Origin of the sequence: Streptomyces sp. CA-251387 (assembly GCF_050936625.1) — a bacterium.
GTDB lineage: Bacteria > Actinomycetota > Actinomycetes > Streptomycetales > Streptomycetaceae > Streptomyces.
On sequence record NZ_JBNJMJ010000001.1, the window covers coordinates 5083267 to 5103252 of the forward strand.

A 19986-nucleotide genomic window follows, 5' to 3' on the forward strand; every position below is an offset into this window, starting at 1 on the left:
CAGCGTGATCGAGCCGCACGCTCCCGCCCCGCCCGGGACAACGCCCCCCTGGGGCGGCCGCGCGCGGCTTCCGGTGCGGCCGGGCACGGGACGGTTCCTGGTCCTCGCGGGCGTCTTCGTCTGCGCGGCCTGCGGACTCGTGTACGAACTCGAACTCGTCGCCCTCGCCTCGTACCTGATCGGCGACTCGGTCACCCAGGCCTCCGTCGTCCTGTCCGTCATGGTCTTCGCGATGGGCATCGGCTCCCTCGTCGCGAAGCGTCTGCGCCCGCTCGCAGCGGCCGGCTTCGGCGCCGTCGAGGCCGTCCTCGCCCTCGTCGGCGGCTGCAGCGCGCTCGCCCTGTACGCCGTCTTCGCCTGGACCGGCGACTGGGGCGGCATATGGGCCAACGGCCCCCGGGCACTCCTCGTCGCCTTCTCCCTCACCATCGGCCTGCTGATCGGCGCCGAAGTGCCGCTGCTGATGGAGCTCATCCAGCGCATCCGCCGCCAGGACGCGGGCGGCGCGGTGGCCGACCTGTTCGCCGCGGACTACGTGGGCGCACTGGTCGGCGGCCTCGCGTTCCCGTTCCTCCTCCTGCCCCTGCTCGGCCAGTTGACCTCGGCTCTGATCACCGGCGCGGTCAACGCCGTCGCGGGCGGTGCGCTGGTCCTCGGCCTGTTCCGGGGGGACCTCACCCGCCGTGCCCGCTGGCTGCTGGTGATCGCCAACCTCACGGTGCTCGGCGTCCTCGCCGCGGCCGCCGTACTCGTCGACGACTTCGAACGGGCGGCACGGCACGCGGTGTACGGGCGGGACGTACGGGTGGCGGTCCAGACGGACATCCAGGAGGTCGTCATCACCGGCGGCACGCACGGCCGCCCCCTCGACCTCTTCCTCGACGGCCGCCTCCGGGTCGGCGGCCGCGACGGACGCCGCTACCACGAGGCGCTGGTCCACCCCGCGATGAGCGGCGAGCACTCGCGCGTGCTGATCCTCGGCGGCGGGGACGGGCTGGCGGCGCGCGAGGTGCTGCGCCATCCCGGGGTGCACCGGGTCGACATCGTCGAGATCGACGCCGGAGTGGTGCGGCTGGCGCGCCGGGACCCTCCGCTGTCCCGGCTCAACGGCCATGCGTACGACGACAACCGCGTCCACGTCATGACGGGCGACGCGTTCCGCTGGCTGCGGGCGGCGCCGCCGGCGACGTACGACGTGGTGATCTCGGACCTGCCCGACCCCGGCATCACGGCCAGCACGAAGCTGTACTCGCAGGAGTTCTACGGCCTCGCCCGCCGCGCCCTGACCCCGCGCGGCCGCCTGGCGGTGCACGCCGGGCCGGTCTCCTCCCGCCCTCGCGTCTTCTGGACGGTCGACGCGACACTCCGCGCGGCGGGCCTGCGCACCGCCCCGTACCGCGTCACGGGCCATGACTCCGGCTTCACCCCGGGCCCCGACCGCTCGGCGGGCCCGACACGCGCGCCGCACGACTGGGGGTTCATCCTGGCCGGCGGCGGGAAGCGACCGGCGCTGCGGCTCGGGGAGGGGCGGGGGGCGCCGCGGCTGGGGACGGTGACGCAGGAGGGGCTGGCGGCGGACGCGCGGGCGGCGGAGGGGACGCGGGTCGGGGGGTTGGGGGCGTCGACGTTGGTGCATCCGCGGTATTAGGGGGGCCACTTGTCGGTGCCGGTCAGGACGTCTCAGCCCGTCCGGCGATTGAGGACAAGGCCCCTTCGGGGCCGAAGCGGGGGTCTGGGGGCGGCAGCCCCCAGCGAGGGCAACACCAACGCGCGGTGAGTTTTCGGCCGACAGGGGTGCAGCCACCGGTCCGATAGGTAGGCTCACTACGCATGGAGCATGAGGTGTTCGTTCCGGTTGCGCCCGAGCGGCTCAGGGCGGTGCTGGCCGATCCCGTGCGGGTCGCCCGGGCGGTCCCCGGGCTCCAGCAGGACGCCGGCGCCGAGCCCGTCGCGGGGCGGCTGAAGATGCGTATCGGCGGTCACACCATCACGTACCGGGGGCTCGTACGGCTCACCGCGCAGGACGACGGTGCGTACTCCATCGAGGGCGACGCGACCGAGGCGCGCGGCACCGGCTCGGTCAAGCTCGCGCTCACGCTGCGGCTCCTGGACGCGGACGGCGGCACCACGGTGCGGTTCGAGGGGGCGGCCTCCGCGGACGGGCGGGTGTCGGAGCTGCCGGGGGAGGCGGTCGGGACGGCCGCCACGCGCCTGCTGAACCGCTTCGCGGAGAACCTGGGGGCGGCGGCGGGGGAGCAGGAGTCGGGGGAGGCCACGGAAGCCACGGAGGCCACGGAGGAAGGCCTCGCACCCGGAGAGTTCGAAACGCGGGTGACCAGCGACTTCGAGACGACGCCGGACGCCGACGACGCACCGGCGCCGGAGCCCCGGCACGAGGCGGCCTCCGCGGAGAGCACGGACCTGTTGCCGGAGGAGAACGAAACCGGGCCGAACGAAACCGGGGGCGAGCCGCCCGTCGCCGAGGCGGCCCACGCCCGCCGGACGATGATCGGCCGCAGCGCGGAGGAAGTGGACCATGCCCCGCCGCGGGGGCGTTACGCGCCGGTCCCCGCGCCGCAGACGGTCGTCCCCAGCTCCACGCTGCGCTGGGCGGCACCCGCGGCGGCGGTGGTCCTGGCGTCGGCGATCGTGGTGGGGCGGATGCTGCGGCGGCGGCGCTGAGCGTTTTTTCGCCCCCGCCGCCCCTACCCATCCCGTCCTCCAGGGGCGGAGCCGCTTCAAGGATGGGACGGGTAGGGGCGGCGGGGGCGAGGAACTTCCCGGCGGCTACGGCACCCGTCGTCGCACCGGTCGTCCCTCCAGCGGTGGTGCTGTCACGCCGCCATGGGTGCGGCACTCGGGGCGGGTGCAGTCCGGCGGGGGCCGCCGTACCGTCGCGAAGGCGAGCAGCGCCCCGGCCGTCAGTGCGCCCGCGCACAGGAGCATCGCCCGGCCGAACGCGTCGTCGAAGGCGTCCGGTGAGCGGTAGGCCTCCTGCCCCATCCCGGTGAGCAGCGGCAGCGCGGCCACGGCCACGAGCCCGGCCGCGCGGGCCGCCGCGTTGTTGATGCCGCTGGCCAGGCCCGCCCGGGCGACGTCCACCGAGGCGAGGACGGTGGCGGTCAGCGGGGCGACGAGGGTGACCAGGCCGAGGCCGAGGACGAGCACGGCGGGCAGCACGTCGGCGGCGTACGAGGGGTCCGGCCCGACGCGCAGCATCAGTAGCATGCCGGCCGCGCACAGCAGGGGCCCGACGGTGAGCGGGATGCGCGGGCCGATCCGGTCGGCGAGGGCGCCGGAGCGGGCGGAGAGCAGGAGCATCAGGACGGTCGTCGGGAGCAGTGCCGTACCGGCGCCGAGCGCCGAGTATCCCGAGACGACCTGGAGTTGGAGCGCGGCGAGGAAGAAGAAGCCGCCGAGGGCCGCGTATACGCACAGGGTGACGAGGTTGACCGCCGTGAACTGGCGGGAGGAGAAGATGTCGAGCGGCATCATCGGGTCGGGGCGGCGCTTCTCGACGACCACGAAGGCGATCCCCGCGGCCACACCCGCGACCGCGGTGAGCACGACGGTGACAGAGCCAGTGCCCGCCTCGATCAGCGCGTACGTCACCAGGGCGAGGGACAGGGCTCCGAGGGCCGCGCCGAGCACGTCGAAGCGGCCGTGCTTGCGGCCGTCCCCCGACTCGGGGACATGGCGCAGGGCGACGGGGATGCAGAACAGTGCCAGCGGGACGTTGAGCAGGAACACCCAGCGCCAGCCCGGGCCGTCCACCAGCCAGCCGCCCAGGAACGGGCCGACCGCCGCGCCGATGCCCCCGAACCCCGACCACAGGCCGACGGCCCGCCCGCGGTCGTCGGGATGGAAGGACGCCTGGATCAGCGCGAGCGAGCCCGGCGTGAGCAGCGCCCCGCCGACGCCCTGCAGGGCCCGGGCGGCGATGAGCACCCCGGCGTTCGGGGCGATGCCGCAGAGGAGTGAGGCCGCCGCGAACCATACGACCCCCACGACGAAGATCCTGCGCCGCCCGTACCGGTCCCCAAGCGAACCGCCCAGCAGGATCAGCCCGGCCAGCGTGAGCATGTACGCGTTGACCGTCCACTGCAGCGCGGCGAGGTCGGCGTCCAGATCGCGGCCGATGCGCGGGAGGGCGACGTTGACGACGGTCGAGTCCAGCATCGCCATGCTGGAGCCGAGGACGGTGGTGAGCAGGATCCACCTGCCCTGCGGTGATGCCAGCCGGACGTCGGGCATGCCCCCAGGTATACAGCGAGCCGGGTGCTGTGGCACCCGGCTCGCGGAAGACGGCTGTGGAGCCGTCGGTTACTTGATCTTCGTACCCGCCGAGCGCAGGTTCGAGCAGGCCTCGACGACCCGCTTGGCCATGGACGCCTCGGCGAGCTTGCCCCAGGTGCGGGGGTCGTAGGTCTTCTTCGACCCGACCTCACCGTCGACCTTGAGCACACCGTCGTAGTTCTTGAACATGTGGTCGGCGACCGGACGCGTGAAGGCGTACTGCGTGTCGGTGTCGATGTTCATCTTGACGACGCCGTTGTCCAGCGCGGTCGCGATCTCCTGCTCGGTGGAGCCGGAGCCGCCGTGGAAGACGAAGTCGAACGGCTGCGAACCGGACGGCTGGCCGTACTTGACGGCGACGCCCTCGTTGAGCTCCTTCAGCAGCTCGGGACGGAGCACGACGTTGCCCGGCTTGTACACGCCGTGGACGTTGCCGAAGGAGGCGGCGAGCAGGTAGCGGCCCTTCTCGCCCAGGCCCAGGGCCTCCGCCGTACGGATGGCGTCGTCGACCGTCGTGTACAGGGAGTCGTTGATCTCGTGCGAGACGCCGTCCTCCTCGCCACCGGTCGGGGTGATCTCGACCTCGAGGATGATCTTCGCGGCGCGGGCGCGCTCCAGCAGCTCCTGGGCGATGGAGAGGTTGTCGGCGAGGGTCTCGGCCGAGCCGTCCCACATGTGCGACTGGAACAGCGGGTTCTCGCCACGGGCGACGCGCTCCTCCGACACCGCGAGCAGCGGACGTACGTACCCGTCGAGCTTGTCCTTCGGGCAGTGGTCCGTGTGCAGGGCGACGGTGATGTCGTACTTCTTGGCGACGATGTGCGCGAACTCGGCCAGGGCGACGGCGCCGGTGACCATGTCCTTGCTGTGCTGACCGCCCAGGAACTCGGCGCCACCCGTGGAGATCTGGATGATGCCGTCGCTCTCCGCCTCCGCGAAACCGCGCAGGGCCGCGTGCAGGGTCTGGGAGGAGGTCACGTTGATGGCCGGGTAGGCGAACTTGCCTGCCTTCGCCCGGTCGAGCATCTCGTTGTAGACCTCGGGGGTTGCGATGGGCATCTGTCCGCTCCTTGAGTGTGCGGGTTGACGTACAGCGTTACTGCGTTTTTCTTACGGCCCTGACCTAGACCTATGGGGGGTGTGACGTCGTCGTCGTCGGCCCCATCTTTCCAGACGAACCGGGATGCTCCGAGCGTCTGTCACCAGCCGAGATGGATGGACCCCGGGACCGGGGTCAGTCGAGACCGAGCTCGTCCTTGGAGTACGCGAACAGGTACGGCACTCCCGCGCCCTCCTGGATCTTCTCGGCGGCGCCGGTGGCCCGGTCGACGATGGTCGCGACGGCGACGACCTCGGCACCCGCCTCACGCACGGCCTCGACCGCGGCGAGCGGCGAGCCGCCGGTGGTGGAGGTGTCCTCGACGACGAGCACGCGCCGCCCCGCGATGTCCGGCCCCTCGACCCGACGCTGCAGCCCGTGCGCCTTGGCCGCCTTGCGTACGACGAAGGCGTCGAGCCGCTTGCCGCGCGCCGCGGCGGCGTGCAGCATCGCGGCGGCGACGGGGTCGGCGCCCATCGTGAGCCCGCCCACCGCGTCGAACTCCAGCTCCGCGGTCAGGTCGAGCAGGACCTGCCCGACCAGGGGGGCGGCCTCCCCGTCGAGGGTGATGCGCCGAAGATCGACGTAGTAGTCGGCTTCCAGACCCGACGACAGGGTCACCTTGCCGTGCACCACGGCCTTGTCCTTGATCTGCTGCAGCAGCTCGCCGCGTACGTCAGTCATGCCGCCCAGCTTAGAGGCGCCGCCAGCTCCAGACGGTGGCGGCCTCGAGCGGCTCCAGGGGCGTGACCAGGCGGGGCATGCTGTTCAGGCCGTTGGGCGGCCCGGTCTGCGGCTCCACACACACGGCGGCGTCCTGCTCGTCGTAGACCACGACCCACTCCTCCCGGCTGGCCACCTTCAGCTCCAGCTGCCCCGGCCAGGTGAGGGTGACGTCGACGCCGCCGGGCATGCCGAAGCAGTCGTCCCAGGGGCCGGGCGTGGGATCGATCCGATTCCCGGTGGGGAGATGATCCTCGTCGCGCTCCTCCTGCCAGGCGGGGCCGAAGTCGAGCTGTACGTCCTCGCCGCCGAGGTTGCGGTTGAACCACGGGTGCCAGCCGATCTGGGCCGGGAAGGACGTCTCGTACGTCTCGACGGACATGGTGAGGGTGAGGCTGTCCTCGGTGAGGCGCACGATCTGGGTGACACGGCCGGGGTAGGGCCAGGGCTCGACCAGGTCGTACGTGATGACCGCCTCGTCACCCGTGGCCCGGGCGACCTTCCAGGCGCCGTCCCGGGCGGTGCCGTGGATGGCGTGCGGCGGGGCGTTGAGCGGCATCTGCCGCACCACGGCACCGTCCAGGAACCGCCCGTCCCGGATCCGCCCGCACCAGGGGACCATCGGGAAGCACCCGAACCGCTCCCCCTGCCGCAGCAACTCCATCCCCCCGACGCGCAGCCCTCCGACCCGCCCGCCGTTGCCCGGCAGTACGACCGCCTCCGCGTCGCCCGCGGTCAGCGTGATGTCTTCGTCACTCACGGGACGACCCTACTGGCGTGATCAAGGGGGCGGGTGCCCCATGGGCCAGACTGGAAGGCATGGCCATTCACGAAAACCTCCTCGGGGGCCCGCCCCCGACCCACCTCCCCGACGACCCCGAGCCGCGCGAGCTGCTCGCCGGCGGCACCGCCCCGGCCGACGTCGCCGCGCGGTACCCGACGTCCTCGCTGGCCTGGGCCCAGCTGGCCGACGACGCGTTCGAGCGGGGCAGCGTCGTGGAGTCGTACGCCTATGCCCGTACGGGCTACCACCGCGGCCTGGACGCCCTGCGCCGCAACGGCTGGAAGGGCCACGGCCCCGTCCCCTGGGAGCACGAGCCGAACCGTGGCTTCCTGCGCGCCCTGCACGCCCTCGCCCGCGCCGCGGGAGCGATCGGCGAGCAGGAGGAGTACGAGCGCTGCAGCCAGTTCCTGAAGGACTCCTCGCCGACGGCGGCGCAGACGCTGGGCTAGCCGGACCGTCGTCGTGGCCCGCCCGGTCGGTGTGACCAGGGCGGGCCTTGCGAGGTCCGGGGGAGATCCCGGAGTATGCCGGGTGGGGACCGGGGCCCCTTTGCCGATAACGGCAGGGCGGACCGCTACCCGGAGTTACACAGGAGACAGCGATGTCCCAGCAGGCTCACGAATCCGGGGCGACGTCCGTGCCGACGTCCGCGGAGGCTCACGAGCCCGAGACCCCGAATCTCGATTTCGCCGGCACGACGCCGTACGAGGACTACGTCAAGGCGGACGTGCTCACCCACCTCCAGCACACCCTCTCCGACGACCCCGGAGAGATGGTCTTCCTGGTCACGACCCAGGTGATGGAGCTGTGGTTCACGGTCATCGTCCATGAGTGGGAGACCGCGGCGCACGCCCTGCGGGAGGACCGCGTCGGCGTGGCGATCGACGCCCTGAAGCGTTCCGTACGGGAGCTGGAGGCCCTGAACGCCTCCTGGAAGCCGCTCGGCCAGCTCACGCCGGCCCAGTTCAACGCGTACCGCAGCGCTCTCGGCGAGGGCTCCGGCTTCCAGTCGGCGATGTACCGCCGGATGGAGTTCCTGCTCGCCGAGAAGTCCGCGTCGATGCTCGTCCCGCACCGCGGCGCCCCGCGCGTCCACGCGGAGCTGGAGAAGGCGCTGCACGAGCCGAGCCTGTACGACGAGGTGCTGCGGTTCCTCGCCCGGCGCGGCTGCGCGATCCCCGAGGCCGTGCTGAAGCGGGACGTCTCGCAGCGGTACGAGCCCTCGGAGGCGGTCGAGGCCGCCTGGACCGCGATCTACTCCGGCGACCAGAACTCCCAACTCGCCCGCCTGGGCGAGGCGTTGACCGATGTCGCGGAACTGGTGTGGCGCTGGCGCAATGACCACTTGGTCGCCACTCGCCGTGCCATGGGCGCGAAGGCCGGTACGGGCGGTTCGGCCGGGGTGGCCTGGCTGGAGAAGCGGGCGCAGAAGTCCGTCTTCCCGGAGCTGTGGACGGCGCGGTCCCATGTCTGAACCGGCAAGCAGGGCAAGTGAGTTGGACGCGGCCGACGAACTGGGCAAGCTGCGTGAGCGGTTCGTGCTCGACGAGGTCGTCTACCTCGACGGCAACTCGCTGGGCGCCCTGCCGGCGAACGTGCCGGGGCGGGTCGAGGACGTCGTGCGGCGGCAGTGGGGTGAGCTGCGCATCCGGTCCTGGGGCGAGAGCGGCTGGTGGACGGCGCCGGAGCGGATCGGCGACCGGATCGCTCCGCTGGTGGGCGCGGCCGAGGGCCAGATCGTGGTCGGCGACTCGACAAGTGTCAATGTCTTCAAGGCACTTGTGGCGGCGGTGCGGATGGCGGAGGCCGGCGGTTCCGGCTCCGGTTCGGCCCGGGACGAGATCCTGGTCGACGCCACGACCTTCCCGACGGACGGGTACATCGCCGAGTCCGCGGCACGGATGACGGGCCGTACGCTGCGGCCCGTGACGCCCGCGGAGGTGCCGGGTGCGCTGAGCGACCGTACGGCCGCGGTGTTGTTGAACCACGTCGACTACCGCACCGGCCGGCTGCACGACCTGCCGTCCCTCACCGCCGCCGTGCACGCGGCGGGCGCGGTGGCCGTCTGGGACCTCTGCCACAGCGCGGGCGCGCTGCCGGTGGGGCTGGACGAGCACGGGGTCGACCTGGCGGTCGGCTGCACCTACAAGTACTTGAACGGCGGCCCGGGTTCACCTGCGTACCTGTACGTACGCCGCGAGCTGCAGGACCGATTCGACTCCCCGCTGCCCGGCTGGAACTCGCACGCCGACCCCTTCGGCATGCGGGCTTCCTTCGAACCGGCGGCGGGCGCGCTGCGCGGTCGCGTCGGTACGCCGGACATCCTCTCCATGCTCGCCCTGGAGGCGGCGCTGGAGGTCTGGGAGGGCGTGTCGATCGAGGCGGTGCGGACCAAGTCCCTCGCGTTGACGGACTTCTTCCTGGAGTGCGTCGGGGCGTATGTGGGGGAGGGGCGCGTGGAGTCCCTGACTCCGGTCGCTCATGACGAGCGGGGAAGTCAGGTGGCGCTGCGCTGTGACGACGCCGGGGAGGTCATGAAGCGGCTCATCGAACGGGGGGTCGTGGGCGACTTCCGGCATCCCGATGTGCTGCGGTTCGGCTTCACGCCGCTGTATGTGGGGTTCGCGGATGCGGAGCGGGCGGCGCGGGTGCTGGGGGAGCTGCTGAGCTAGCGCCTCGGTGGGGCCGGGCGGTGAGGCCGGGCGGTTCCCTGTGGACATGGGCACCGCCCGGTGTCCATGGGCACCGCCCGGCTCAGTACCCGGACGGCCGCACCAGGCCCGACTCGTACGCGAACACCGCCGCCTGCGTCCGGTCCCGCAGGCCCAGCTTCACCAGGATCCGGCCCACGTGGGTCTTCACGGTCTGCTCGGCGACGACGAGGCGCTCGGCGATCTCCGCGTTCGACAGGCCCTGCGCGATCAGGGCGAGGACCTCCGTCTCACGCTCGGTGAGGTCACCGACGCGGTCCTTGAGCGGGGCGCGGGGCCGATTGTCCAGGCGGGAGAACTCGGCGATCAGCCGCCGGGTGATGCCGGGCGCGAGCAGCGCGTCGCCGCCCGCCACGACCCGTACCGCTTCGGCCAGTTGGTCGGCGGAGGCGTCCTTGAGGAGAAAGCCCGAGGCTCCCGCGCGCAGTGCCTCGTACACGTACTCGTCGAGATCGAAGGTGGTCAGCACCAGCACCTTGATGTGCGGTGTCGCGGTGGTGATGCGGCGGGTGGCCTCGATGCCCCCGAGTTCGGGCATGCGAATGTCCATCAGGACGACGTCGGGGGCGAGTTCGGCGACCTTCGCGACCGCGTCCAGGCCGTCGACCGCCTGGCCGATCACATCGATGTCGGGCTTGGTGTTGAGCAGCACGCTGAATCCCTGCCGGACCATCTGCTGGTCGTCGGCGATGACTACCCGGATGGGGCTGCTCGTCATGGGGTCGGTTCTCCTGTCAGGGGTGTCGGCGGGGTGTCGCCCCGCGGGAGGAAGGCCGAGACCGCGAAACCGCCGTGCTGGGTCGGGGCCGCGGTGAGATGGCCGCCGAGCATAGCCGCACGTTCACGCATGCCGAGCAGGCCGTGCCCCGCACCCGGGGAGCGCGGAACGGGGTGCTGTGGACGGGAGTTGACGACCCCCAGATGCAGGCCGTGGAAGTCGTGCGAGACCTCGACGCGCACTTCCGAACCCGGTGCGTGCCGCAGGGCGTTGCTGAGTGCCTCCTGAATGATCCGGTACGCGGACAGCTCCACGCCCGTCGGGTACGAGTGGGCCTCGCCCCTGATGTCGGTGACGACGTCCAGCCCGGCGGCACGGGTGTTCTCGATGAGGGTGTCGAGCCGGTCGAGCATGGGCTGGGGGGCGTCCGGGGCGGCACCGCCGCCGGGTTCGCCGAGGCCGTAGGGGTCCCCGGGAGTCCCGTTGTTCTCGGAGCGGAGGACTCCGAGCACCCGGCGCAGCTCGGTGAGCGCGTCCAGGGCGTTCTGCCGGATGCCGGCCAGGTTCTCCTTCAGCTCCTCCGAGGGATTCTCCACCAGGTGCGGTGCCACCTGTGCCTGGATGGAGATCACCGACATGTGGTGGGCGACCACGTCATGCAGCTCGCGTGCGATACGGCTGCGCTCCTCCAGCAGGGTGCGCCGGGCCCGCTCCTCGGCCGTCAGCGTGGCCTGCTGCCTCAGCTCCGCGCGCGCCTCGCGACGGCCGCGCAGGGCGATGCCGAGGAGCACGACGACCGCGGACAGGATGATCGCGAGCACCCCGGTGGGCTGGTAGCCGCCCGCCCCCCACAGCCCCTGGATGACATAGGTGACGAGCGCGGTCAGGGCCAGCGCTTCGAGGGACACTCGGGTGCGCACCCGTAGGGCGAGCAGGAGCAGCACAGCCATCTGCCCGATGATCCCGGCCGCTGACCAGGGCCAGGTGAAGTCGTGCGCGCTGCCGGCCAGCAGGTGACGGCGCACCTCGACGGCACCCGCCACCATGGCCGCCATCGACAGCCACCACCCGGGCACGGGCCGCCACAGCGCGAGGACCACCGCACCGCCCTGCCCGAGCCCGATCAGGAAGGCGACCTGGCCGCCCACCCCGCCGTTGTCCGTCAGCTGTGCCACGGCGCCCAAGGTGACGCCGAACGCGACGATGCACAGCACCCCGTGCGGCAGCCAGCGCAGCCACGTGGAGGGCGGCAACGGATCCGATTGGGCGGTCCACAGATCGTCGCGCAGTACCTGCAGCCAGCGCCGGACTCGGCTCCCGAACGCGTGCTGGATCCCCGTCTCCGTCACAGGGCCAACCCTAGGCATGGCGGTGCACCTCCGCTTCGGTGCTGCGCGCGGCCGGCCGTGACCGGACCACACGGGACGGGCGACCGGTCGGGCGCCGCGGACCCTGTTCGTAGGTGCGGAACGTCGTCCAGCACAGCGCCAGCGCCGCTGTGAACACCGGGAGCCAGGCGAGGCGGGCCGCCACCCAGAGGAGGTCGTCGGGGAGGCTGTGCAGGCCCGGGAGGCGGCCGACGAGCAGGCCCATGGCCGTGGTTGCCATCAACGCCGTCTGGTGCCACAGGAAGACCGTCATGGCGGAGAGGTTGAGCAGGGCCACCGCGGCCCAGGCCATGGGGCGGCGCATCGCGCGGCGCAGTGGCTCGCGAAGGAGCAGCGCCAGGCCGCACTGGGCCAGGCCGAACGTGACGGCGGCCAGCGTCGGCGGGTTCAGATTCGAGATCCCGGCGCCGGGGACGCCGACCATGGCGGCCGGGTAGCCCGCCCAGGCGACCAGCGCGGCCGTCACCACCGCCCCGCCCGCCAGCAGGATCCAGCCCGCCCGCCGGCGCTCCAGCTCGCCCCGGGTCCAGGCCGCGCCCAGGGTGTACGGCACGAGCCAGCCGGCCGCCACGTTCACCCAGCCGAGCCAGGCGGGGGCGCCCAGGCCGAAGCGGAGGAGGTCCACATGGAGGACGACGGCCAGCGGCCACAGGGGGTTGAGTCGCCGGAGGAGGGGCGTCGCCGCCGTCAGTGCGGCGAAGACCAGGAGGAACCACAGGGGGGACAGGGCCAGTTTGAGCAGCGTGTGGACGGTGTCCGTGCTCGTGCCCGAGACGAGCAGCAGCACTGAGGCCACCGTCCACAGGGTGAGGACGGCCGCCACCGGTTTGAACAGGCGGGACAGACGGGACGTCAGCCACTGCCCGTACGTCGTGCCGCGTGCCCGGGCCGAGGCGTAGCCGCGGGTCGCCACATGGCCGCCGACCAGGAAGAACACGGCGAGGGTCTGGAACACCCAGGAGATCGGGGCCAGCCAGGGCATGAAGTGGAGCGGGCTCGCGGTGCGCAGGTCCGTACCGCCGCTGTCCGCCACCAACGCCGTGACGAGCCAGTGGCCCAGGACGACGCCGAGGATGGCGAAGGCCCGCAGGGCGTCGACCGCCCGGTCCCGGTCGGCGGGGGTGGCGGCATCGACGCGGGCGGCGCCCTGGCGTATGCGCTTCCACCTCGACTCATGCGGTGGCTCAGGCCGCGACTCGTGCGTCGGCTCCGGCCTCGACTCATACGTCGGATCAGGCCTCGACTCGTACGTCGGCTCAGGCCCGGGCGCATGCGTTGGCTCAGTCATGGGTCACCTCCGAGGTATCGCCCAGGACGATGCGGGTCAGGTTCGCCAGGGACGTCGAGCCGGGCCTGAAGTAGTCGCTGTGGCCGCCGTCGCCCGCCGCGAAGACGTGGGCGCCGAAGGACGGGGACATCGGGTCGGTGCCGAAGCCGACGGTCGTGCCGAGCAGGTCGACCTTGATGTGCGGGACCTCCGCCACCCAGTCGTCACCGCCGCGGGCCGCCCAGACGCGGGCCGGGGTGTGCAGGGCCGCGGCGGTGTCCGCGCCGGTGCCGGGGCTGCCGACCAACACCAGGTTCTCCACGTCCAGTTGGGCGGCCGCACGACCGCAGACCACCGAGCCGTAGGAGTGGCAGAGGAGCGAGACGTGAGCCTCCCGGCCGGTGACGGCGCGCAGCTGCCGTATGAACTCCCGGAGCTTCGGGGCCGCCTCCTCCGCTCGGCCCGTCGTCGTGACCGTGGTGCTGACCGTGCCCGGGGTTTCGTAGCCGAGCCAGGCCACGACCGCGGTGCCTGTGCCCTGCGGAGCCTCCCGGGTGAGGCGCTCATGCAGGGCGCGGGCGGTGTCGCGGAAGCGGTCGTAGGTGTCGATGGACGTGTCGGAGCCGGGGACCAGGACCGCGATGCGGTCGGCGTGGGCCAGGTCGCCGAAGACCTCCGTCGCGAGGCCCGGGCCACGGCCGTCGTAGGTGAGGAAGTGCCGGTTCGGGTCGGCCATCGCCCGGTCCGCGGCGGCCCGCTCCCGGTTGCCGTGGGCCGCGGCCATACGGGACGCTTCGCCGGCGTTGGCGCGGTTGGCCGCGTACACCTCGTCCAACGTCGCCGCCGTCACCGTCGCGAGGGCGGCCGGAGCCGGAGCGGGGATCTCGGGGCGCGCGGCGCCGGACAGCGGCACGACCACGGCACCGGTGATGAGGGCGGCGAGGAGGGCTCGGCGCCATCGGTGGGTGCGCGGGGGCGGGGTACGGGGGGTGCGGTGGGCGCGGTGGGTTCTGCGGGTGCGGTGGTTCTTCTTCGGCCAGTCTGCTCCCCGCGCCGTAGGCAGTGCGTGCGCCTCGCCCGACGCGCTCGCCTCGGCTCCCCCCGTCGTACGCCCCATGGTCGTGTCCCTTCCAGTCCGCCCGGCCATCGGGCTTGTCTGGATGGGAAGTTACGGATCCGTGTTCGTCGTCCGCGTCACGCCAGGGAGCTCACCTGCGACGTAGCTCTCAGGTATTACGGGTATGAAGGGGGGCCACCCGTAGGAGACGGCTCACCCCGCACGCACCACCTCACCACGCCAACTGCGCGATCTCCTCCACCACCACCGCACACGCATCCGCCGCCGGATCGATCAGCGGAAAGTGCCCGACGTCCTCGAGCAGCGTCAGCCCGACGACCTCCCCCGCCTTCGCCGCCGCGTCCGCGTACGACTCGGCGACCGCGTGCGGAACGACATCGTCGGTGCGGCCCTGGACGAGGGTCGTCGCGATGCCGGTCGGGAGCAGGAGCGCGGGGTCGGCGTGGGGCCGGCGCTCGGCGAACTCCACGTCGCCGCCCAGGAGTTGCCGCACGGCGCCCCCGCAGACGTCCAGCTTGTCGGCGACCGTGAAGTCGGCGATCGGGGCCAGGGCGACCACCCCCGCAGGGGCGAGGGGCGGTCGGTGCGCCAGGGGGAGTCCGCGGGGAGGACATGGCGGGCGGCCGCCCAGAGGGCCAGGTGGCCGCCGGCGGAGTGGCCGGTGAGGACGGTCCGGCGCGGGTCTGCCTGCGGGAGCGCCTCCCGTAGGAGCGCGGGAAGGGCGTCCACCGCGGCGGCCACGTCGTCGAAGGTCTCCGGCCAGCGTCCGGCGACCGGGCCGCCCTCGCCCGAACCGGCCGCCCCCCGGCCGGCGCCCGCTTCACCCTCCGCCCCCCGCCGGTACTCCACATTGGCCACGGCGAACCCCCGCCGCGCCAGAAAGTCCGCGAACGGCGTGACATGCCGCCGGTCGTACGGCGCCCGCCACGCCCCGCCGTGCAGCAGCACGACCAGCGGGGCCGGGCCACCCGGACCGGCCTGACCACGCGGGGCATAGAAGTCGATCACCTGGTCGGGGTGGTCACCGTACGAGGCCATGGCGTCGGGGTCGACGGGCGGGTGCGAGAACGCCGACTCCTCCTCTGCGGCGGCCCGGGCTGCGGCGGCGTCGTCCGGCATGCTCCAACCTCTCAGCGACGTAACGGATTTGGACGGAAGCGGGGGTGGCGGACCAGGTGGGAATTCGGCCGTTGGCGGGGACGGTACCAGGCGGGTGACGTGCGCGGACACGCGGATGTCACGCTGGGTGAGGGGATAAACGGTTCTGCTGTCTCGTTACGCTGGCATCGCGGCGCGTATGCGCACTGTCCGTGCATCATGGAGGCCGATATGTCCGCCGAACCCGGCACCGTACGTCCCGGAGGGCGTACCGCGCGTGTCCGCGCGGCCGTGCTGCGGGCGGCCGGGGATGTGCTGGCGGAGCGGGGCTTCGACGGGCTCGACCTCGCGGACGTCGCCCGGCGCGCGGAGGTCGGCAAGACGACCGTGTACCGGCGGTGGGGGTCGGTGACGGGGCTGGTGGCCGATCTGCTCGGCGACATGGCCGAGCGGTCGCTGCCGCGCGAGGAGACCGGGTCCGTGCTGGGGGACCTGCGGGCCAATGCGGCACTCGTCCAGCGGACGTTGGCGGATCCCCGGCAGGGCGCGCTGTTCCGCGCCGTCATCGCCGCGGCGACCTGCGACGAACGGACGGCGCGGGCGCTCCGCCGGTTCTACGGGGCACGGGTGGCGGAGTGGGCGCCGTGCGTGGAACAGGGCATGGCCAGGGGGGAGCTGCCGGCCGGGACGGACGCGGAGGCGGTCGTACGGGCGGTGTCGGCGCCCCCTTTACCACCAGTTGCTGACGACCGGGGTGATTCCCGACGCCCCCGCCGCGGAGCGGGCCGCGCATGCGGCCGCTGTGGCAGGGGCGTACGCCGACGGCGGATGAGCGGTCATTGCGGTGCCGGTCCCGGCCCTGGTGCCCGCCCCGGCGGACCAGCCGGACCGTAGTACTTGAGAGGGACCCGCAAGTACCCCTCTCACTGGTGACGACCGCGACCCCGCCCTCCCCCTACCGTTCTGTACGTGACCGAGACGACCCACACGCAGACACCGCCACCGGGGGGCGGGGCCAAGCCGCGCAGCCCGGAGTTCCGGCTGGCCGCGGACGCCCTGCACGGGCTGCGGCAGGACCTGCTCCACGACGCCTTCGCCTACCGTCCGCTCGGGCGGATGAGTGTCGACGGTCCGCTGACCCGGCGGCTGCCGGGCCGCATGCGGGAGTACGCGGCCTGGACACCGCACGCCGTGATCACCGTGGCCGCCCTGTTCACGCTGCTCATGGCCGGCGTCGACAGCGATGCGGCGGCCGCGCTGCTCTGTCCGCTCGCCGTGCTCCCGATCCTGCTGACCATGCTCAGGCCGGTCGGAGCGTTCTGGCTGTCCATGGCGGCCACCCCGGTCAGTCAGGTCTTCGGCAGCTCCGGGGACGGCTATCCCTGGCTGCCCGCCAGCTTCGCCTGCCATCTGACGGTGCTGACGGTCGTGGCCATACGCACCAGGCCCCGCACGGCCGCGTACATGTGGGCCCTCACCGCGGCGTACGGCTTCGTGGCGGACGTGATCCTCGGCCCGAGCTACTACTACGGCGACGACACCGCCCCCATGCTGGTCTTCTCTGCCCTGATCCTGCTCGTCGTCGCCGTCTGGCACACCCGCAGACAGGCCCGGCAGGAGGTCACCGCCCAGCAGACCGTGACCGCGCACGAGCGCTCCCGGCGCACCCTGCTGGAGGAGCGCACGACGATCGCCCGCGAGCTGCACGACGTGGTCGCCCACCACATGTCCGTGGTCGCCATCCAGGCGGAGGCCGCCCCCTACCGGGTGGAGAACCCGCCGCCGGAGCTGGAGAAGGCCTTCGCCACCATCCGGGAGAACGCGGTGGCGGCCCTCACCGAACTGCGCCGCGTCCTGGGCGTCGTCCGCGCCGAGGACTATCAGGCCCCGGACGCCCCGCAGCCCACCCTCGCCGACCTGGACGCGCTGCTGGCGAACGTGCGGGACGCGGGGCTGAGCGTCGAGAAGGCGGTGACCGGGGCGGTGCGCGAACTTCCGCCCGGGGTGGAGCTGTCCGCGTACCGGATCGTGCAGGAGGCGCTGAGCAACAGCCTGCGGCACGCGCCCGGCGCGAGCGCCCGCGTCGAGATCGGGTACGTCCTCGGCGGCCTGGGCCTGCGCATAGTCAACGGCCCGCCGCCCGCGCCGGCCCTGGTGAATCCCCCCCGCCACCCGACCACCACCCCTGATGGAGGGCTGCGCCCGCCCCCTTCGATGGGCGCCGGCCACGGCATCACCGGCATGCGGGAGCGTGTCTCCATGCTGAACGGCGAGATGACGGCGGGCCGGACGGAGGACGGCGGCTATGAGGTGGCGGTGTTCCTGCCGGTCACCACGACGGCAGAGGACGGCTCATGACCATCCGCGTGCTGATCGCGGACGATCAGATGATGGTGCGCGAGGGCTTCTCGGTCCTGCTGAACGCGATGCCGGACATCGAGGTCGTCGGCGAGGCCGTCAACGGCCGCGAGGCGGTGGAGCGGGTGCGGGAACTCTCCCCGGACGTCGTGCTGATGGACATTCGCATGCCGGAGCTGAACGGCATCGAGGCGACCCGGGAGATCGTCGCGGCCGACGGCTCGGCGAAGGTGCTGGTGCTGACCACCTTCGACCTCGACGAGTACGTGTACCAGGCGCTGCGCGCCGGAGCGTCGGGCTTCCTGCTGAAGGACGCCTCCGCGCGCCAGCTCGCCGACGGCGTACGGGTGGTGGCGTCCGGCGAGGCGCTGCTCGCTCCCTCGGTCACGAAGCGGCTGATCACGGAGTTCTCGAAGCTGTCCGACGCCCCGCGCATGATGTCCTCCGCGCACGCGGCGTACGGGGACCTGACCGAGCGGGAGACGGAGGTACTGGTGCTGATCGCGCAGGGCCTGTCGAACTCGGAGATCGCCGAGCGGCTGGTGGTGGCCGAGTCGACGATCAAGACACACGTCAGCCGGATCCTGGTGAAGCTGGGGCTGCGGGACCGGACGCAGGCGGCGGTGTTCGCGTACGAGGCCCGGTTGGTCACGCCGGGCTGAGGCCCCGCGGCTACGGTGAGGAGATGGAACAGCGCATCACATTGATCACGCTGGGAGTCTGCGATCTCGCCCGGTCCAAGGCGTTCTACGAAGCGCTGGGCTGGCGGGGGCAGGAGGTCGAGGAGACCGTCTTCTTCCAGGCGGGCGGCCTGGGGCTGGTGCTGTGGGGCCGGGACAAGCTGGCGCGGGACTGCGGTCTGGAGCCCGGGCAGGCGGGCGGTTTCGGCGGGATCGTCCTCGCGCACAACGTCCGCTCCGATGCCGAGGTCGACGCGCTTCTCGCGGCCGTGGAAGGGGCCGGCGGCACCGTCACCAAGCCGGCCGCCGTCAACGCCATCGGCTTCTACTCCAGCGCCTTCGTCGATCCCGACGGCCACGCCTGGGAGGTCGCCCACAACCCCGGCTTCCCGCTCGCCGAGGACGGCACGGTCACGCTTCCCGACTTCGGCACGGCCTGACCCGCTGGTCGGAGAGACGGCCTGGCCCCCTGGTCAGAGAGGGGGACCGCGGTCTAACGTCCGTGCATGGCAGCTCCTTCCGACCTCGCTTTCGACCCCTGGGACCGGGCGTTCCTGGCCGACCCGTACCCCGCCTACGCCGACCTGCGTGCCCGGGGCCGGGTGCACTGGTTCGAGCCGACGAACCAGTGGCTGGTGCCGCACCACGCGGACGTCTCGGCGCTGCTGCGCGACCGCAGGCTCGGCCGGACGTACCAGCACCGGTTCACGCACGAGGAGTTCGGGCGGACGGCGCCGCCGGCGGAGCACGAGCCGTTCCACGTCCTCAACGACCACGGGATGCTCGACCTGGAGCCGCCGGACCACACCAGGATCAGGCGGCTGGTGTCGAAGGCGTTCACGCCGCGCACGGTGGAGCAGCTGAAGCCGTATGTGCGGGGGCTGGCCGGGGACCTGGTGGCGGCGCTGGTCGAGAAGGGCGGCGGCGACCTGCTGACGGACGTCGCCGAGCCGCTGCCCGTCGCGGTGATCGCCGAGATGCTGGGCATCCCGGAGGCGGACCGGCCACAGCTGCGGCCGTGGTCGGCGGACATCTGCGGGATGTACGAGCTGAATCCGTCGGAGGAGACGGCGGCGAAGGCGGTGCGCGCGTCGGTGGAGTTCTCGGACTACCTCACGGAGCTGATCGCGGCCCGGCGCAAGGAGCCGGGGGACGACCTGATGTCCGGCCTGATCGCGGCGTACGACGAGGGTGACCGGCTCACCGAGCAGGAGATGATCTCGACGGCCGTTCTCCTGCTGAACGCCGGCCACGAGGCCACGGTGAACGCCACGGTCAACGGCTGGTGGGCGCTGTTCCGCAACCCCGACCAGCTCGCGGCTCTGCGCGCGGACCACTCCCTGGTCCCGTCGGCGATCGAGGAGCTGATGCGCTACGACACGCCGCTGCAGCTCTTCGAGCGCTGGGTGCTGGACGAGATCGAGATCGACGGCACGACGATCCCGAGGGGCGCGGAGATCGCCATGCTGTTCGGCTCCGCCAACCACGACCCCGAGGTCTTCGCGGACCCCGACCGCCTGGACCTCACCCGCAAGGAGAACCCGCACATCTCCTTCAGCGCCGGCATCCACTACTGCATCGGGGCTCCGCTGGCCCGTATCGAGCTGGCGGCGTCGATGACGGCGCTGCTGGAGAAGGCGCCGACGCTGCGGCTGGCGGCGGAGCCGGAACGGAAGCCGAACTTTGTGATCCGGGGGTTGGAGGGGCTGCGTGTCGAGGTGGGGTGACCACCTGTCCGGATGATCGCCGAGCGAATCCCGATCGATGGTCGTCGGTGGCTCGACAA

17 protein-coding genes and 2 pseudogenes are annotated in these 19986 nt (G+C 72.4%); 10 read left to right on the forward strand and 9 right to left on the reverse strand.

Annotated features, from left to right (window positions below; all coding sequences use genetic code 11):
• Nucleotides 1-4 precede the first annotated feature (4 nt).
• Together ACQEV2_RS22720 and ACQEV2_RS22725 are read left to right on the forward strand one after the other, a co-directional pair.
• A complete protein-coding gene (locus ACQEV2_RS22720; protein ID WP_433044425.1) occupies nt 5-1648 on the forward strand; it encodes a polyamine aminopropyltransferase in 1644 nt (547 codons plus the stop codon).
• Between the two features lie 182 nt (nt 1649-1830).
• Nucleotides 1831-2682 carry an SRPBCC domain-containing protein gene (locus ACQEV2_RS22725; RefSeq protein ID WP_433044428.1) on the forward strand — a complete coding sequence of 284 codons (852 nt, stop codon included), beginning with the start codon at nt 1831-1833 and terminating at the stop codon, nt 2680-2682.
• Between the two features lie 105 nt (nt 2683-2787).
• On the opposite strand, the gene ACQEV2_RS22730 is transcribed toward ACQEV2_RS22725, so the two are convergent.
• The 4 genes from ACQEV2_RS22730 to ACQEV2_RS22745 all read right to left on the reverse strand — a co-directional run bounded on the left by ACQEV2_RS22730 (nt 2788) and on the right by ACQEV2_RS22745 (nt 6878).
• Complete coding sequence (locus tag ACQEV2_RS22730; protein WP_433044431.1) at nt 2788-4254, reverse strand: MFS transporter; 1467 nt, start codon at nt 4252-4254, stop codon at nt 2788-2790.
• Nucleotides 4255-4323: 69 nt separating this feature from the next.
• Entirely contained in the window at nt 4324-5355 is a 1032-nt protein-coding gene (fbaA, locus tag ACQEV2_RS22735) for a class II fructose-bisphosphate aldolase (protein WP_433044434.1), read from the reverse strand.
• Nucleotides 5356-5530: 175 nt separating this feature from the next.
• Complete coding sequence (pyrE, locus tag ACQEV2_RS22740; protein ID WP_003999325.1) at nt 5531-6079, reverse strand: orotate phosphoribosyltransferase; 549 nt, start codon at nt 6077-6079, stop codon at nt 5531-5533.
• 10 nt (nt 6080-6089) lie between these two features.
• Nucleotides 6090-6878: an aldose 1-epimerase gene (locus ACQEV2_RS22745; RefSeq protein ID WP_433044437.1), complete on the reverse strand. Its 789-nt coding sequence runs from the start codon at nt 6876-6878 to the stop codon at nt 6090-6092.
• 59 nt (nt 6879-6937) lie between these two features.
• On the opposite strand from ACQEV2_RS22745, the gene ACQEV2_RS22750 reads away from it, so the two are divergent.
• From ACQEV2_RS22750 to kynU, 3 genes are all read left to right on the forward strand, one after another.
• Entirely contained in the window at nt 6938-7351 is a 414-nt protein-coding gene (locus ACQEV2_RS22750) for a DUF3151 domain-containing protein (RefSeq protein WP_433044440.1), read from the forward strand.
• Nucleotides 7352-7503: 152 nt separating this feature from the next.
• The gene (locus tag ACQEV2_RS22755; RefSeq protein WP_433044443.1) at nt 7504-8376 is read left to right on the forward strand and encodes a tryptophan 2,3-dioxygenase family protein; all 873 of its coding nucleotides are present in this window, start codon (nt 7504-7506) and stop codon (nt 8374-8376) included.
• On the forward strand, nt 8369-9574 hold the full coding sequence (kynU, locus tag ACQEV2_RS22760) for a kynureninase (protein ID WP_433044446.1): 1206 nt from the start codon (nt 8369-8371) through the stop codon (nt 9572-9574). Before ACQEV2_RS22755 ends, kynU begins: the two co-directional genes overlap by 8 nt.
• Before the next feature lie 82 nt (nt 9575-9656).
• Here kynU and ACQEV2_RS22765 read toward each other — a convergent pair whose 3' ends face one another.
• The 5 genes and pseudogenes from ACQEV2_RS22765 to ACQEV2_RS22785 all read right to left on the reverse strand — a co-directional run bounded on the left by ACQEV2_RS22765 (nt 9657) and on the right by ACQEV2_RS22785 (nt 15183).
• Complete coding sequence (locus tag ACQEV2_RS22765; RefSeq protein ID WP_433044449.1) at nt 9657-10331, reverse strand: response regulator; 675 nt, start codon at nt 10329-10331, stop codon at nt 9657-9659.
• A complete protein-coding gene (locus ACQEV2_RS22770; RefSeq protein ID WP_433044452.1) occupies nt 10328-11698 on the reverse strand; it encodes a sensor histidine kinase in 1371 nt (456 codons plus the stop codon). Before ACQEV2_RS22770 ends, ACQEV2_RS22765 begins: the two co-directional genes overlap by 4 nt.
• Nucleotides 11691-13007, reverse strand: a complete 1317-nt coding sequence (locus ACQEV2_RS22775; protein ID WP_433044455.1) for an acyltransferase family protein — start codon at nt 13005-13007, stop codon at nt 11691-11693. Before ACQEV2_RS22775 ends, ACQEV2_RS22770 begins: the two co-directional genes overlap by 8 nt.
• Complete coding sequence (locus ACQEV2_RS22780) at nt 13000-14103, reverse strand: alpha/beta hydrolase (RefSeq protein WP_433044458.1); 1104 nt, start codon at nt 14101-14103, stop codon at nt 13000-13002. The genes ACQEV2_RS22775 and ACQEV2_RS22780 overlap by 8 nt, the downstream gene beginning before the upstream one ends.
• A gap of 172 nt (nt 14104-14275) precedes the next feature.
• Nucleotides 14276-15183 (reverse strand): annotated as a pseudogene (locus ACQEV2_RS22785) (alpha/beta hydrolase family protein).
• Between the two features lie 210 nt (nt 15184-15393).
• Here ACQEV2_RS22785 and ACQEV2_RS22790 point away from each other — a divergent pair.
• The 5 genes and pseudogenes from ACQEV2_RS22790 (at nt 15394) to ACQEV2_RS22810 (ending at nt 19927) form a co-directional block, all read left to right on the forward strand.
• A pseudogene (locus ACQEV2_RS22790) lies at nt 15394-15994 on the forward strand (TetR/AcrR family transcriptional regulator).
• A gap of 137 nt (nt 15995-16131) precedes the next feature.
• Nucleotides 16132-17520 carry a sensor histidine kinase gene (locus tag ACQEV2_RS22795; RefSeq protein WP_433044461.1) on the forward strand — a complete coding sequence of 463 codons (1389 nt, stop codon included), beginning with the start codon at nt 16132-16134 and terminating at the stop codon, nt 17518-17520.
• Nucleotides 17517-18182, forward strand: coding sequence for a response regulator (locus tag ACQEV2_RS22800; RefSeq protein ID WP_433044464.1), 666 nt, complete (start codon nt 17517-17519; stop codon nt 18180-18182). The genes ACQEV2_RS22795 and ACQEV2_RS22800 overlap by 4 nt, the downstream gene beginning before the upstream one ends.
• Nucleotides 18183-18205: 23 nt before the next feature.
• Nucleotides 18206-18640, forward strand: a complete 435-nt coding sequence (locus ACQEV2_RS22805; protein WP_433044467.1) for a VOC family protein — start codon at nt 18206-18208, stop codon at nt 18638-18640.
• Nucleotides 18641-18706: 66 nt separating this feature from the next.
• The gene (locus ACQEV2_RS22810) at nt 18707-19927 is read left to right on the forward strand and encodes a cytochrome P450 (protein WP_433044470.1); all 1221 of its coding nucleotides are present in this window, start codon (nt 18707-18709) and stop codon (nt 19925-19927) included.
• Nucleotides 19928-19986: the final 59 nt, after the last annotated feature.

Coding starts and splice junctions, on each gene's coding strand:
- ACQEV2_RS22725 (WP_433044428.1), top strand. CDS start 1,831: ATGGAGCATGAGGTGTTCGTTCCGGTTGCGCCCGAGCGGCTCAGGGCG.
- ACQEV2_RS22730 (WP_433044431.1), bottom strand. CDS start 4,254: ATGCCCGACGTCCGGCTGGCATCACCGCAGGGCAGGTGGATCCTGCTC.
- fbaA (WP_433044434.1), bottom strand. CDS start 5,355: ATGCCCATCGCAACCCCCGAGGTCTACAACGAGATGCTCGACCGGGCG.
- pyrE (WP_003999325.1), bottom strand. CDS start 6,079: ATGACTGACGTACGCGGCGAGCTGCTGCAGCAGATCAAGGACAAGGCC.
- ACQEV2_RS22750 (WP_433044440.1), top strand. CDS start 6,938: ATGGCCATTCACGAAAACCTCCTCGGGGGCCCGCCCCCGACCCACCTC.
- ACQEV2_RS22755 (WP_433044443.1), top strand. CDS start 7,504: ATGTCCCAGCAGGCTCACGAATCCGGGGCGACGTCCGTGCCGACGTCC.
- kynU (WP_433044446.1), top strand. CDS start 8,369: ATGTCTGAACCGGCAAGCAGGGCAAGTGAGTTGGACGCGGCCGACGAA.
- ACQEV2_RS22765 (WP_433044449.1), bottom strand. CDS start 10,331: ATGACGAGCAGCCCCATCCGGGTAGTCATCGCCGACGACCAGCAGATG.
- ACQEV2_RS22770 (WP_433044452.1), bottom strand. CDS start 11,698: ATGCCTAGGGTTGGCCCTGTGACGGAGACGGGGATCCAGCACGCGTTC.
- ACQEV2_RS22775 (WP_433044455.1), bottom strand. CDS start 13,007: ATGACTGAGCCAACGCATGCGCCCGGGCCTGAGCCGACGTACGAGTCG.
- ACQEV2_RS22780 (WP_433044458.1), bottom strand. CDS start 14,103: ATGGGGCGTACGACGGGGGGAGCCGAGGCGAGCGCGTCGGGCGAGGCG.
- ACQEV2_RS22800 (WP_433044464.1), top strand. CDS start 17,517: ATGACCATCCGCGTGCTGATCGCGGACGATCAGATGATGGTGCGCGAG.
- ACQEV2_RS22805 (WP_433044467.1), top strand. CDS start 18,206: ATGGAACAGCGCATCACATTGATCACGCTGGGAGTCTGCGATCTCGCC.
- ACQEV2_RS22810 (WP_433044470.1), top strand. CDS start 18,707: ATGGCAGCTCCTTCCGACCTCGCTTTCGACCCCTGGGACCGGGCGTTC.